This is a genomic window from Micromonospora peucetia (assembly GCF_900091625.1).
Lineage (GTDB): Bacteria > Actinomycetota > Actinomycetes > Mycobacteriales > Micromonosporaceae > Micromonospora > Micromonospora peucetia.
This window is the reverse complement of record NZ_FMIC01000002.1, coordinates 2,752,367-2,766,252: the sequence shown is the minus strand read 5'-3', so window position 1 is coordinate 2,766,252 and position 13,886 is coordinate 2,752,367. Positions and strand designations below refer to the sequence as shown.

The window sequence follows — 13,886 nt, the reverse complement described above, 5'->3', positions numbered from 1 at the left end:
GGACAGCCCGAGCAGACCTCCCGTGGAGCTCCGCACCGCGGCGCCGAACGCGGGTGGCGCGTGCCGGCCTGTCGACCGCCCCTACAGATGGGGCAGCTCGACAGCGTTCGCGGGACACCTGAGTCGTCTGCGACATCAGCCCGACAGGCCCGACGCGGCAGCCGGGCAGCCGCTCCGGCCGGCCAACCCCTGTGGCCGTCCATGCGGGTTTCCGCACCCGGATCGCGGTGGAAAAGGAAGATTGTCTGATGCGCCGGCTCCTTCGTCACCCCGTACGGCTCGTGCCGCTCGGCTTCCTGGTGACGATCCTGGTCGGCACCGGGCTGCTGATGCTGCCCTGGGCCACCAGCGAGTCCCGGCACACCCCGTTCCTGATCGCCCTGTTCACCTCCACCTCGGCGGTCTCGGTGACCGGGATGGCGGTGGTGGACACGCCGAACTACTGGAACGAGTTCGGGCTCGTGATGATCACCGTGCTCACCCAGGTCGGTGGCCTCGGCATCGTGACCGGGGCGACCCTGGTGGTCCTGGTGGTGGCCCGCCGGCTGGGGCTGCGCAGCCGGCTGCTGGTGCAGGCCGAGACCGCCGAGTTCGGCATCGGCGACGTACGCCGGCTGCTGCTGCGCATCGCTGGCCTCTCGCTCGTCTGCGAGGTGGTCATCACCGCGATCCTGACCACCCGACTCTGGATCGCCTACGACTACCCGTTCGACCGGGCCCTCTGGAGCAGCGTCTTCCACGCCGTCCAGGCCTTCAACAACGGCGGATTCGCCCTCTACACCGACAACCTGATCGCCTTCTCCACGGACGCCTGGGTCACCCTGCCGCTGGCGATCGGCACCATCGTCGGCGGGCTCGGCTTCCCGGCGCTGTTCGAGGCGGTCCGGGAGTGGCGGCAGCCGAACCGGTGGGCGATCGCCACCAAACTGACCATCTGGGGCAGCCTGACGCTGCTGGTGGTGGGCTTCCTCGGCCTGCTGGTCATCGAGTGGGCCAACGTGCGCACCCTGGGGATCTACGCCTGGCCGGACAAGCTCCTCGTGGCGTTCGCCCAGAACTCGTTCATCCGCACCGGCGGCTTCAACGTCGTCGACGTCACCAGACTGGAGGAGGAGAGCTATCCCCTGGTCATCGCGCTGATGTTCATCGGCGGCGGCAGCGCCAGCACGGCCGGCGGGATCAAGGTCACCACGTTCTTCCTGCTCGCCTTCGTGATGTGGGCGGAGCTGCGGGGTGAGCCGGACGTGACGGTCGGGCAACGCCGGGTGGCCACCGCCAGCCAGCGGCAGGCCATCACCGTCGCGCTGCTCAGCGTCGCGCTGGTGGTCTGCGGCACGGTGGTGCTGATCTTCCTCACCGAGGGGGTCCGCTACTACGAGGCGCTGTTCGAGGTGACCTCGGCGTTCACCACCACCGGCCTCAGCGTCGGGGTCGCCGCCGCGCTGCCGGAGAGCGGCCAACTCGCCCTGATCGTCCTCATGTTCGTCGGCCGGATCGGGCCGCTGACCCTCGGGTCGGCGATCGCCCTGAACACCCGCCGGCGGCTGTACCGCTATGCGGAGGAGCAACCCATTGTCGGCTAGGAAGACGGACGCGGGCAGCGTCGTGGTGATCGGGTTGGGCCGGTTCGGGTGCCACCTGTCCACCGCGCTGACCGCCCTCAAGCACGAGGTGCTGGCCATCGACCGCAACCCGGACCAGGTGCAGCGATGGTCGGCGCAGCTCGACCGGGTCGTGCAGGCCGACTCCACCGAGGAGGGGGCGCTGCGCCAACTCGGCGTGGCGGACTTCGGCCGGGCGGTGGTCGCCATCGGCGCCTCGGTGGAGGCGAGCGTACTGACCGTGCTGGCGCTGGCCGAGCTGGGCGTACCGCAGATCTGGGCCCGGGCCACCTCGACGAAGCACGCCAAGATCCTGGACTCGGTCGGCGCACACCACGTGATCTTTCCCGAGGCGGAGACCGGCGAGCGGGTGGCCCACCTGATCGTCAGCAGGATGCTCGACTTCATCGAGTTCGGCGACGACTTCGCCATCGCCAAGGTGTGCACCCCGGAGTCGATGGTCGGCCGGCCGCTCACGGAACTGACGCCCACCGAGCGCTACGGGGTACGGGTGGTCGGTGTGAAGCTGCCCGGCGAACGCTTCCGGTACGCCACGGACGCCACGGTGATCACCCCGGGCAGCATGCTGATCGTCGAGGGGGACATCGGGCAGGTGCAACGGTTCGCGGAACTCAGCTGACCCCGGCCGGCTCAGTCGTCGTCATCGTCCTCGTCCCTTTCCTTTTCCGGGCTTACTTTTTTTCCACCACCCGCCCCCTTGCCCTTGCCTGAGTTGTCGGACTTCGCCTTCGGCCCGCCACCCGAACTGCCGGCGGACGTTCCGGCCTTCTTCGTCGAGGGCTTGGCAGCCGGCGCCTTGGTGGCAGGGGCCTTGGTGGGTACGACGCCGGGTGCCGAGCCGGCCACCCCGGAAACCTGCGCCCCGCACGTCTCCTCACCGAGGCGGAACTCCAGCGGCAGTGGGTTGACGCCGGTGTGGCGGCCGGTCAGGGTGAGCTTCTCCGACGCGCCGGGGGCCAGCGCGCCGCGCTCCGCGGCAGGCTGTACAAGCACTGTCTGCCCCTGCTGGCGCACCGGGCCGGGCGTCGCCTTGATCACCGTCTGCTGGCCGGGGAAGGTGAAACTCAGCCGCCAGTCCCGCAGTTCCCGCTCGCTGGTGTTGGTCAGGGTCAGTTCGGCGGCGAAGTCCTTGCCGGAGTCCGTGCGCAGCGTGTACGCGACCCGGCAGGGCGTCGGCGCGTCCGCGCCCATCCGCGCCTGGGTCGGCTGGTCGATGCCGCCGCTGGCGGGGCTGTGCGAGGTCACCCCCCAGACCGCTGCGGTCACCGCCACCAGCCCGGCGGCGGCCACCCCCGCCTCGATCCGCCGACGCCGGGTCGCCGCGCGCCGGTTGCGCGTACGGGAGAACGGCAGCGCGTCGGTCGCGGCGGACCAGGGCAGGATCGTGGTCCCGGCGGCGGCCAGCTCGGCCTCGTCCACGGGCCCCGCCGCCGGGGAGACCGGCACCGCGGCGATCATGCCGGCGGCGTCGGCGAGCGTCCGCGCCACCTCGGTGGTGACGGGGCGGTCCCCGGGGCGCTTGGCCAGGCAACGGCCCACCAGGTCGCGCACCTCGTCGGGCAGCCCCGGCACCGGCGGCATCGGCTCCGGTTCGTTGTACATGTGCGCGCGCAGCATCTGCGTGGTGGTGCTCGCCTGCCAGGGCAGCCGCCCGGTGAGCATCCGGTAGAGCAGCAGGCCGACCGCGTACACGTCGGTGGCCGGGGAGACCTGGCCGTTGTCGAGCCGCTCCGGGGCGAGGTACGCGGGCGTGCCGAGCAGGGTGCCGTCCGGCCCCTTCTCCTTCTCCCCCACCAGCGCGGAGATGCCGAAGTCGACCACCTTCACGCCGGTGGCGGTCAGCATGATGTTGCCCGGGGTGACGTCGCGGTGCACCACACCTCGGGCGTGCGCGGTGGCCAGCGCCGAGGTGACCTCCGCGCCGATCGTCACCGCCTCCCGCCAGGGCAGGCTGCCCCGGCGCAGCCGACCGGTCAGCGACTCGCCGTCGACCAGCTCCATGACGACGTACGGCACCGTCAGGCCGACCTGCTCGGACTCGCCGTAGTCGTAGACATTGGTGATGTTGGGGTGGCACAGCCGGGCGGCGGCCTGCGCCTCGATCCGGATGCGGTGCCGGAAGGCACGGTCGGCGGCCAGCCGGGACGCGAGCACCTTGACCGCCACCTGGCGGCCGAGCACCTCGTCGTAGCCGCGCCACACCACGGACATGCCGCCCGCGCCGAGCTGTTCGATCAGCCGGTACCGCTCACCCAGCAGTTGTGCGCCGTCCCGGATCGCTCCACCCATGGGAGTCGTTGTTGCCCCGGACCGCCCCGGCTACACCTCCAGGGTCGGAATCGGTCAGCGATTCACCCGTTCAGGCGGTGGCGAGGAGCTGGTCCACGGGCGCGTAGTCGTCGGTCAGCACCAGTGCCTCGCCGACGAACGCGGTGAGGTCGGCGCCCACCAGCACGTTGGCGTCCTCCCGCAGCTCGGCCAGCCGGGCGCGGACCGACTCCAGCGGCAGCGGGGCGTCGGAGGCGACGATGAGGAAGTTCGAGCCCTCCCGCCCGGCGAGCGCCGCCGCCGGGGCGATCAGCGCGACGTGCCGGAACTCGGCGGCGACGGTGGCCAACTCACTGCGGATGAAGCGCAGCGGCGGGTAGTCGATGACGTTCTGCACGTAGACGCCGCCCGGCCGGGTCACCCGGCGGACCTCGGCGGCCATCTCCCGGGTGGCCAGGTGCCAGGGCACCACCAGGTGCCCGAACGCGTCGCCGACCACGAGGTCGCGGCTGTCGGTGGCCTCCCCCGCGACCAGCATCCGGGCGTCACCCACCACCGCCCGCAGGTCAGGGCCCTGGCGTACGCCGAGCTGACGCTCGCCCAGCTCCACCAGCCCGCCGTCGATCTCGAACACGACGTTGTCCGTGCCGGGGCGGGTGGCGGTCAGGTAGCGGGGCACGGTGAACCCGCCACCGCCCAGGTGCAGCGCGTCGAGCCGCTGCCCCTTCGGGGCCACCACGTCGGCCACCGCCCCGATCCACCGGGTGTACGCGTACTCCAGGTGGGTGGGGTCGGCGAGGTCCACGTACGAGTGCTGGGCCGAGTTGAGCAGCAGGGTGCGGCCGGAGGACCGGTCGGAGTCGGCCTGCACGCTGGCGCAGTGGTAGGCCGTCTCGATGTCGCACGGGTTCGGCGCCACCGTGGTCAGCCCGGCGCCGGCGAGGCCGAGCACCGCCAGGGCGGCCTTGGCGCGGGCGGGACCGGGCAGCTGGGCTGCGTCCCGACGGCGCAGCCACACCCCGAGGCCGAGCCCGGTGAGCCCGAGCGAGGCCGCCAGGGCGAACAGGATGACGGTGCTGGGCAGCGCGGCCACCAGCACGAAACCGGTGACCAGGGTGGCCGTGACCGCGCCCAACGTGCCCACGCTGGAGAGCCGGCCGACCACCTGGCCGGTGCGCCGCAGGTCGGCGAGCTGGAGCTTCACCACCAGCGGGGTGACCGACGAGAGCAGGGCCGCCGGCACGAAGACGGCGAGCGCGACGAGCAGCAGGATGGCCGAGGCCGCCCCGCCGCGCAGCACCTCACCGGCGTACCGGACGACGGGCAGGGTGACTGCGGTGGCGATGCCGGCCAACACCAGCGCCGGGGCCAGCAGGGTGCGCGGGTTGCGCCGGTCTGCCAACCAGCCGCCCGTCCACGCACCGTAGGCGATGGCGGCCAGGGCGATGCCGATGACCGAACTGGTCACCTGGAGGGTCACCCCCACGTACGGCCCGACCAGCCGCAGGGCGGCGGTCTCCAGCACCAGGACGGCGCCGCTGGAGAAGAAGACCAGGAACGCGGCGAGGCCGTTGGGCAGGGCCAGGGCGGTCGGCGCCGCCGGCTGGGCCGGCGGGACCGTGACGTCGGAGGATGGGGAGCTCACCCGCGCGATGGTACGCAGTGAAACTGACCCGGCGGGTCAGTACATCGAGAGATGAACATGGTTCGTGTGGTCGGCGGCGGGGCTGCCGCTGCCGCCGTACGCCCGCCATCCGGTGCCGGGGTGCCAGATCTGCCGGTACCAGATCACGTAGAGCACGCCGAGCCGGCTGGCGTTGCGCACGTGCCAGGCGGCGAGGTTGTCCCCGTACGACTTGTCCCCGCCGGTGGCGGTCTCGTCCTTGAACCCGCTGGTGGCGGCCGAGAAGTCGCAGGCCCGGCCCTTGGGATGCTCACCGGAGCCGCCGCTGCGGTAGCAGGAGACGTGCCGCTTGTAGTTGGCCGCCTGGGTCTGCTTCAGGGCGTTGAGGGTGCGCGGGGTGATGCAGCCGGAGGTGGTCGGGTCGTTCACCGAGCAGGACTCCGACGGCCAGGAGCCGTCCGAGTTGCGGGGGGCCGGTTTCGCCGAGGTGGAGCTGCCGCCGCTGAAGCCGCCGCTGCTGCCCGAGCTGACCTCCGCGAGCGCCGCCTCGGCCTCCTTCTTCTTTTTCGCAATCACCGCGACCTGCTTCTGCTGCTCGCGGATCTCGGCGTCGATGGCGATCTTGGCCTGACGCGCCTGCTCACGTGTCTCGGTCAGGTCACGCAGCCGCCTGCCGTCGCGCTGTGCCATCAGGTCGAGGCTGGCCGCCCGCTCCAGGAACGACTCCGGCGAGGCGCTGTTTAGCAGCATCGACGTGGGCGTCAGCCGGCCCAGCCGGTAGGACTGGGCGGCCACCTCGCCGACCTGCGCGGTCAGCGCGACCAGCCGGGTCTCCAGAGCACCCACCTGCCCGCCCAGTTGCTTCTGCCGGGCCTTGGAGTTGTTGAGCTTCCCCGTCGCCTCGATGTGCGCCTTGGCGGTGGCCTCCAGGGCTTCCCGGAGCTTCTTGGTGCCACCCTCGTTGGGCTCCGCGTGGGCCGGCACCGCGCCGCCGCCGAAGAGCAGCGTCCCGGCGACGAGCAGGGCGATCAGCGGGCGGCGGACACGCCGCCCAGCCGGCAGGGCGATCAGCGGGCGGCGGCCGTGACGCCCGACGGGCATGGTCCTGCGCACGAAAGCATCCTTCCGTCAGCCACCGGCCCGGATGACAGCACGGCGCGGTGGCGGCCCCCGCCGGGCGCCGGTCGGCGGCCTGCTGGCGGAGACCGGCGGTCAGGATACCGGATGGAGCATGTCCGGCCAGGCCCACGAACGCCCGAGCCATCGAATATCGACGCAGTGTCTCATCGACGTCACGCAGCGCCGAGCAATCCCTCGCGTACGTCCGTCCAGATCTGTTCGCTCGCGGCGACCAGGAGGCCGTGCCCCCCGTCCCCCGGGCGGTAGTCGGTGCCGTCGAAGCGCCGGGCCACTCCACCGGCCGCTCGGACCAGCAGGCTGCCCGGGGCGTGGTCCCACGGCAGGGTGCGCCAGAAGAGCACGAAGTCCTGGTCGCCGGTGAGCACGTCCAGGTATTCCCGGCCGGCGCAGTGCTGGCCGGGAAGCAGTTCGCCGAGCCGCGCGCCGCCCGCCTCGACAAGCGCCCGTGACGCGGACGGCAGGGCGTGCGACATCGCGGCGCCGCGCAGCGCGCCGAGCGCGGGCGTACGGTCGCCGGTCCACAGCGGCCGGCCGTCGAGCCAGGTCCCCTCGCCCGACCGGGCGACCGCCAGCGTGCCGGCGAGCGGGTCGAGCACCCAGGCGGCGGCCGGCTCCCCGTCGGTCAGCAGCGCCACCATCAGCGCGAACGGCTGCCGGCCAGCGGCGAAGTTCGACGTGCCGTCGACCGGGTCGACCAGCCAGACGTCGCCGGAGCCGTGCAGGTGGTCCAGCAGGGCCGGGTCCTCGGCAACCGCCTCCTCGCCCACCACCACCGAGCCGGGCCGCAGCCGGCGCAGCGCCGCCGAGATCATCTCCTCGGCGCGGCGGTCGGCGACCGTGACGAGTTCCCCCTCCGCCTTCTCGCTGATGTCGGCGTCGTCGAGCTTGCGGAACAGCGGAAGCACGACCTGGTCGGCGGTCTCACGCAGCAGACCACCGACGTCGTCGAGCAGGGTGTCAGCCACGCGGCGGCAGCTTGACCACGCTGACGAAGAACTCGTCGATCTGCCGGACCACCGAGATGAAGCGCTCGAAGTCCACCGGCTTGGCCACGTACGCGTTGGCGTGCAACTGGTAGCTGCGCAGAATGTCCTCGTCGGCCTGGGAGGTCGTCAGCACCACGACCGGGATCCGGCAGAGCTGCTCGTCGGACTTGATCTCCTCCAGCACCTCCCGCCCGTCGCGGCGGGGAAGGTTCAGGTCGAGCAGGATCAGGTCCGGCTGCACCGCGTCGGCGTACTGGCCCTCGCGCCTCAGGTAGGACAGCGCCTCGGCGCCGTCGGAGACGACGGTCAGCCGGTTACGGAGCTTGTGCTCCTCGAACGCCTCCTGGGTCATCAACACGTCGCCCGGGTCGTCCTCGACCAGCAGGACCTCGATCGGGCTCTTGCCGTCCGCCGGCGCGGTCATCCCACTGTCTCCCTCATGTCACCCGTTCTACCGCCTTCCGGTGCCCGGTCGGGCCCATCCGTGGCGTCCGTCTCGTCGAGGCGTCCGCCGGCCTGCGCCGGGGTGCCCGTCCCGGGCTCCCCGGCGGGCTCCCCGCCGTCCCCGGTCCCGGCCTCGCCGGTCGCCGGCTCGTCGGCCGGCTCGTCCGGTGCCGCAGCCGCCGACTCGACGTCCCCGGGCAGCGCCGGGAGGGTGAAGCGGATCGCCGTGCCCTCCTCGGTGTCGGTGTCCACCCAGACCCGACCGCCATGGTATTCAACGATCTTCTTGACGATCGCCAGCCCGATCCCGGTGCCCGGGTACGCGTCCTTGGCGTGCAGCCGCTGGAAGATGACGAAGATCTTGTCGGCGAACTCCGGCTCGATCCCGATGCCGTTGTCCTGGCAGCTGATCTCCCACTCGTCGCCCACCAGGCGGGCCGAGATGTGCACCTTCGCGGGCACGTCGGGGCGGCGGAACTTGATCGAGTTGCTGACCAGGTTGGCCAGCAGGTTGGTCAGCAACGGCTCCTCGCCACGGATGACCGGCAGCTCGTCCCAGGTCAGCTCCGCGTCGGCGTACTGCCGGGCCGCCTCGGTCTGGCCGGCCACGTCGCCCATGACCTTGTTCATGTCGACCTCGGTGAAGCCGGTGGTGAGCCGGCCGATCCGGGAGAAGGCGAGCAGATCGTTGATCAGGCGCTGCATTCGCTGCGCGCCGTCGACCGCGAACGCGATGTACTGGTCGGCCCGCTCGTCCAACTGCCCGGAGTATCGGCGCTGAAGGAGCTGGCAGAAGCTGGCCACCTTGCGCAGCGGCTCCTGGAGGTCGTGCGAGGCGACGTACGCGAACTGCTCCAGGTCACGGTTGGATCGGGTGAGTTCCTCGGCCTGCTTCTGGAGCTGGCTGTTGACCCACTCGATCCGCTCCCGGGCCTCCCGTACCTCGGCCAGGTCCTTGGCGATCTTGCGCCGCATCGCGTCCACGTCTTCGGCGAGCCGGACGAACTCGGGCGGGCCGGAACCGGCGATGCCGTGCTGATAGTCGCCCTCGGCCACCTCCCGGACCTGGTCGGCGAGCCCGGTCAGCGGGCGGATCACCATCTTGTCCAGCGAGACCAGCATCAGGGTGCCGGCGATGATCACCACCCCGACGGCGACGATCAGCAGGACGACCAGCAGGTTGCTGGTCCGCTGGACGTCCTCGGCGCTGCGCTGCCGGGCCTCGAAGATCACCTGCTGGAGGTGGTCGACGGCGCCGCGAACCTCGTCGAACTGCTCCCGGGCCTCGTCGGTGATGAGCGCCTGCCCGGCGGTGGTGCCGCTCTGGTCCGTCGTGGTGACCACCGGCACCGCCACCGTCTGGCGCCACGCCTCGGCCCGCTGTTCGACGATCCGGATCTCCTCCCGAAGCTCCGGGTAGTCGCCGACCAGCCGCTGCATCGAGGCGACCAGGTTCTGCTCGCGCTTGCGGCCGGCGTCGTACGGCGCCAGGTCGGCCGGGTTGCCACTCACCGCGTAACCGCGGACCGCCGTCTCCTGGTCCAGCAGCGCGTTCAGCAACTCCTGCGCCTGCACCCGCAGCGGGCCGGTCTTGTTCAGGATCGCGTCGATGTGCGACCGGTTCTTCGCTGCCAGGGCCACCTCGCCGGCGGCCAGGCCGAGCAGGAGCACGGCGACGACGGTGAGCAGCGTGATGACCCGCCGGCGCAGGGTCCAGTCGCGGACGGCGGTCACCGGCCACCGCCCCGGCTGACCAGCAGCATGGCGACGTCGTCGGCGAACGGACCGCCGTTGAGCTGCTCGGCACGCCCGACCAGCCAGGCCGGCAGCTCGGCGAGCGGCACCGCGCGGGTCGCCGGGTCGGCGAGCAGTCCGCTGAGGCCGGGCACGTCGAGGCGCTCGTCGCCCTCGCCGATCCGGCCCTCGATCAGTCCGTCGGTGTACATCAGCAGGGACCAGTCATCGGTGTCGAACTCCAGGTCGTAGGCCACGGGTCGGCGAGGTCGTACGCCGAGCAGCCGGCCACCGGGCGCCGGAACCGGCAGCACCCGGCCCCCGGCCAGCAGCAGCGGCGGCGGGTGCCCGGCCAGTCGGACGGTGGCCCGGTTGGCGTCGAGGTCCAGCCGTACGGTGGCGACGGTCGCGAAGATCTCCTGAAGCCGGCGCTCGCTCATCAGCACCTGCTCCAGCGCCGGGAGCACCTCGTCGTCGGGCACCCCGGCGAGGATCAGCGCCCGCCAGGCGACCCGGAGCTCCACGCCGAGGGCCGCCTCGTCCACGCCGTGCCCGCAGACGTCACCGACGATCAGGTCGACCCGGTCGGGCCGGGTCTGCACCACGTCGTAGAAGTCGCCGCCGATCAGGGCGGCGTACCGGCCGGGCCGGTAGAAGGTGTGCACCGCGACCTGGTCCGTGGTCATCAGCGGTTGGGGCAGCAGGCCCCGTTCGAGGCGGGCCGACTCGGCCTGGCGCAACTCGACCTCACGCAGCCGCCGGGCGTTCTCGTCGGCCCGCTTACGCTCCACCGCGTAGCGCAGCGCCCGGGTCAGCAGCACCCCGTCGACCTGACCCTTGACCAGGTAGTCCTGGGCGCCCTCGGCGACCGCGACGATGCCGAGGTGCTCGTCGGAGCGGCCGGTCAGCACGCAGACCGCGGCGCCGCTGGACATCTCCAGCACCTGACGCAGCCCGTCGAGGCCCTGCGCGTCGGGCAGGCCCAGGTCGAGCAGGACGCAGTCGACGCCCATCACGCGCCGCCGCGCCTCGCTGAGGCTGGTCGCCACCAGCAGTTCGATCATCGAATTGGTCTCGGCGAGCAACTCACCGACCAGGAAGGCGTCGCCCTCGTCGTCCTCGACCAGCAGGACCCGCAGCCGCTCGCCGGGAGGCAGGTTCGGATGACGTCCCATGCCACCGTGCGGGTACGGCACGGCAGAGGAGCCGGCCAGGCCGGTCCCCCGGTGCGGCCGGGTCACCGCCGCGAGACGCGGGAGATCGCTGGTGATGTCGGGCTCCTTCCGAGTGCCCTGCTGATCCTGTATTACACAACGTTCGCACACAACACGACGGGCGCCGGATGCGCGGGCATGGGCCGGATCACTACCCGGCGACGGGCAAAGCGGACGGGTGTGCTCCCGAGCCGTCGTCGGGAGTCCCGCTGACGGCCACCGGGGTGCAGGATGGTGCCCACCTGAGACCCGTTCCGAGGAGACCTTCGTGGGCGCACCCCCCATCCGCCCCGCCGACCGCGCGCTGGCCCGGCCCCGTCGCCGGCTGGTCGCCGCCGTGGCGGCGCTCGCCGCGCTCGTCGCCGTCGGCGCCGGCACCCTGTTCGACCTGCGCACCCCCGCACCGCGCCCGGCCGACGCGCCGCCGGGCGAGTTCAGCGCCGCCCGGGCGTACGAACACGTCGAGGTCGTCGCCGCGCGGGCGCACGTGGCGGGCAGCCCGGCCAACGACCAGGTCCGCGTACACGTCGAGGGGGTGCTGCGCGGCCTCGGCCTGGAGACCGAGGTGCAGGACACCGTCGCGCCCGAGGCCGGCCAGCTCAGCGGGGCGGCCGGCGGGGCCACCCTGGCCCGGGTCCGCAACGTGGTGGCCCGGCTGCCCGGCACCGCCCCCACCGGCAAGGTCTTCCTCGTCGCGCACTACGACTCGGTGCAGTCCGGGCCGGGCGGCAACGACGACGCCGCCGGCACCTCGGCCATCCTGGAGGTGGCCCGCGCGCTGGCCGCCGGCCCCCGGCCCCGCAACGACATCGTCTTCGTGCTCACCGACGCCGAGGAGGCGTGCCTGTGCGGGGCGGCGGCGTTCGCGTCCAGCCACCCGCTGGCCGCCGACGGCGGCGTGGTGCTCAACCTGGAGGCACGCGGCTCCACCGGCCCGGTGATCATGTTCGAGACCTCGCGGAACAACGCCGCCCTGGTGGACGCCTTCGGCCGGGCCGCGCCGCACCCCGTGGGCACCTCGTTCGCGGTGGAGATCTACCGGGCGTTGCCCAACGACACCGACTTCACCGCGTTCCTCGACGCCGACTTCGTCGGGCTCAACTCGGCGTACATCGACGGCGGGGCGATCTACCACACCCCGCTGGACACCCCCGCCGCCATGGACCGGGCCAGCCTCCAGCACCACGGCGACAACGCCCTCGGCCTCGCCCGCGAGTTCGGCCGGGTCGACCTGACCGCGCTGGACTCCGGGCACGACGCCACCTACTTCCCGGTCCCGGGCGGGCTGGTCCGCTACCCCGGCTGGCTGGTCCTGCCGCTGGCGTTGCTCGCGCTCGCCGCCGTGGTGGCCCTCGGCTGGCTCGCCCGGCGGCGGGGCCGCGTCACCGGGGGCCGGCTCGCCGCCGGCTTCGGGCTGGCGCTGCTGCCGATCGTGCTCGCCCCGCTCGCCGCGCAACTGCTCTGGGCGGCGATCACCGCGATCCGGCCCGGCTACGCCGAGTTGCTCGACCCGTACCGGCCGACCTGGTACCGGCTTGCCGTGGTGGCGCTCGCCGCCGCCGTCCTGTTCACCTGGTACGCGCTGACCCGCCGCCGGGTCGGCCCGGCCGCGCTCGCGATCGGCGGGCTGGGCTGGCTGGCCGTGCTCGGGGTGCTGCTCGCCGTGCTGGTGCCCGGCGGGGCGTACCTGGTCACCATCCCGGCCCTGGCCGGCGCGCTGGCCGGGCTGGCCGCGCTGGGCACGCGGATCGACGGCCCGTGGCCGGTGGTGGCATCGGCCCTGGCCGCCGCGGTGGCCGTGGTGATCCTGCTGCCCACCGTCGTCCTGCTCTTCCCGGCGCTCGGCATGGCGATGGGCGGGGTCGCCGCGCTGGTCGCGGTGCTGCTCGGCCTGGCCGCGCTGCCGGTGGTCGACCTGCTGCACCCGCAGGCCGGCGGCCAGCGGGGCATGGTCGCCGTGCGCGCCCGCCGGCTCGGCGCACTGCCGGCCGTCGCCGCCACGCTGGCGGCCGTGGTCCTCGCCGGGACCGGACTCGCCGTCGACCGCTTCGACGCCACGCACCCCGCGCCCAGTCACCTGATGTACGCCCTCGACGCCGGCACCGGCCAGGCCCGCTGGCTCAGCCACGAGGAGAATCCGCAGCCCTGGACCGACGGCTACGTCGACGGGGTGACCGAGGTCGCCGACTTCCCCGGGCTGGGCGACGCCGAGTTGCGCGCCGGTCCGGCGCAGGCGGCGAACCTGCCCGCCCCGAAGCTGGAGGTGCTCGCCGACACCACCGCCGGCACCGAGCGCACCCTGCGCCTGCGACTCGTCCCCCAGCGCCAGGTGCGCCTGACCACCCTGCATGTGGACACGGAGACGGCGACGGTGCTGCGGGCGGAGGTGGCCGGCCGCCCGGTCCCGGTGGAGGGCGGCGCGGGCCGCTGGGGCTTCGGCGTGGTCTTCCACGCCCCGCCGCCGGAGGGCGTCGAGGTGACCCTGACCGTCGCGCCGAAGGCGGGGCAGGTGGCGCTACGCGCGATGGACGCCAGCGACGGCCTGGACGCCCTGCCCGGCTTCCGGCCCCGCCCGCCCGACGTCGGGATCGTCGGCTCGCACAGCTCGGAGATGCTGGCCGTGGCCCGCACCTATCCGCTCTGACCGCCCCGCCCCCGGTGATGGCTCGACCACCCACCGCCCCCGGCGATGGCTCGCCTCGCCGGGGGCGGTGGGCGCGGTCTGGCGTGGGGCCGCGTCGCGCCGACGTTGCCATCTGCCCTCCCCCGCCAGACTTACCGAAAGGTAAGTACCTGACTAAATAGTCGGTACTGGCGGACTCTGTCCGACAACGGCGACGATTTCCCCGTACCA

10 protein-coding genes are annotated in these 13,886 nt (G+C 72.8%); 3 read left to right on the top strand and 7 right to left on the bottom strand.

Annotated features, from left to right (window positions below; all coding sequences use genetic code 11):
• The first annotated feature begins 248 nt into the window (after nt 1-248).
• A complete protein-coding gene (locus GA0070608_RS12965) occupies nt 249-1,583 on the top strand; it encodes a TrkH family potassium uptake protein (RefSeq protein ID WP_091627450.1) in 1,335 nt (444 codons plus the stop codon).
• Between the two features lie 25 nt (nt 1,584-1,608).
• The gene (locus GA0070608_RS12960; protein WP_411970825.1) at nt 1,609-2,241 is read left to right on the top strand and encodes a potassium channel family protein; all 633 of its coding nucleotides are present in this window, start codon (nt 1,609-1,611) and stop codon (nt 2,239-2,241) included.
• A gap of 11 nt (nt 2,242-2,252) precedes the next feature.
• On the opposite strand, the gene GA0070608_RS12955 is transcribed toward GA0070608_RS12960, so the two are convergent.
• The 7 genes from GA0070608_RS12955 to GA0070608_RS12925 all read right to left on the bottom strand — a co-directional run bounded on the left by GA0070608_RS12955 (nt 2,253) and on the right by GA0070608_RS12925 (nt 10,993).
• Nucleotides 2,253-3,911, bottom strand: coding sequence for a serine/threonine-protein kinase (locus GA0070608_RS12955; RefSeq protein ID WP_091627442.1), 1,659 nt, complete (start codon nt 3,909-3,911; stop codon nt 2,253-2,255).
• A 70-nt stretch (nt 3,912-3,981) separates the two neighbouring features.
• A complete protein-coding gene (locus GA0070608_RS12950; protein WP_091627438.1) occupies nt 3,982-5,535 on the bottom strand; it encodes a fused MFS/spermidine synthase in 1,554 nt (517 codons plus the stop codon).
• A 36-nt stretch (nt 5,536-5,571) separates the two neighbouring features.
• Nucleotides 5,572-6,615, bottom strand: coding sequence for a coiled-coil domain-containing protein (locus GA0070608_RS12945; protein WP_091627434.1), 1,044 nt, complete (start codon nt 6,613-6,615; stop codon nt 5,572-5,574).
• 191 nt (nt 6,616-6,806) lie between these two features.
• Complete coding sequence (locus GA0070608_RS12940) at nt 6,807-7,619, bottom strand: inositol monophosphatase family protein (protein ID WP_091627430.1); 813 nt, start codon at nt 7,617-7,619, stop codon at nt 6,807-6,809.
• A complete protein-coding gene (locus GA0070608_RS12935) occupies nt 7,612-8,064 on the bottom strand; it encodes a response regulator (protein WP_091627426.1) in 453 nt (150 codons plus the stop codon). The genes GA0070608_RS12940 and GA0070608_RS12935 overlap by 8 nt, the downstream gene beginning before the upstream one ends.
• Complete coding sequence (locus GA0070608_RS12930; RefSeq protein WP_245715778.1) at nt 8,061-9,818, bottom strand: sensor histidine kinase; 1,758 nt, start codon at nt 9,816-9,818, stop codon at nt 8,061-8,063. The genes GA0070608_RS12935 and GA0070608_RS12930 overlap by 4 nt, the downstream gene beginning before the upstream one ends.
• Complete coding sequence (locus tag GA0070608_RS12925; RefSeq protein WP_091634995.1) at nt 9,815-10,993, bottom strand: PP2C family protein-serine/threonine phosphatase; 1,179 nt, start codon at nt 10,991-10,993, stop codon at nt 9,815-9,817. Before GA0070608_RS12925 ends, GA0070608_RS12930 begins: the two co-directional genes overlap by 4 nt.
• Nucleotides 10,994-11,300: 307 nt before the next feature.
• On the opposite strand from GA0070608_RS12925, the gene GA0070608_RS12920 reads away from it, so the two are divergent.
• On the top strand, nt 11,301-13,676 hold the full coding sequence (locus tag GA0070608_RS12920) for a M28 family peptidase (protein WP_091627420.1): 2,376 nt from the start codon (nt 11,301-11,303) through the stop codon (nt 13,674-13,676).
• Nucleotides 13,677-13,886 lie beyond the last annotated feature (210 nt).

Bases quoted from the DNA above. Each gene is read 5' to 3' on its own strand.
- GA0070608_RS12965 (WP_091627450.1), top strand. From the start codon at position 249: ATGCGCCGGCTCCTTCGTCACCCCGTACGGCTCGTGCCGCTCGGCTTC.
- GA0070608_RS12955 (WP_091627442.1), bottom strand. From the start codon at position 3,911: ATGGGTGGAGCGATCCGGGACGGCGCACAACTGCTGGGTGAGCGGTAC.
- GA0070608_RS12945 (WP_091627434.1), bottom strand. From the start codon at position 6,615: ATGCCCGTCGGGCGTCACGGCCGCCGCCCGCTGATCGCCCTGCCGGCT.
- GA0070608_RS12935 (WP_091627426.1), bottom strand. From the start codon at position 8,064: ATGACCGCGCCGGCGGACGGCAAGAGCCCGATCGAGGTCCTGCTGGTC.
- GA0070608_RS12925 (WP_091634995.1), bottom strand. From the start codon at position 10,993: ATGGGACGTCATCCGAACCTGCCTCCCGGCGAGCGGCTGCGGGTCCTG.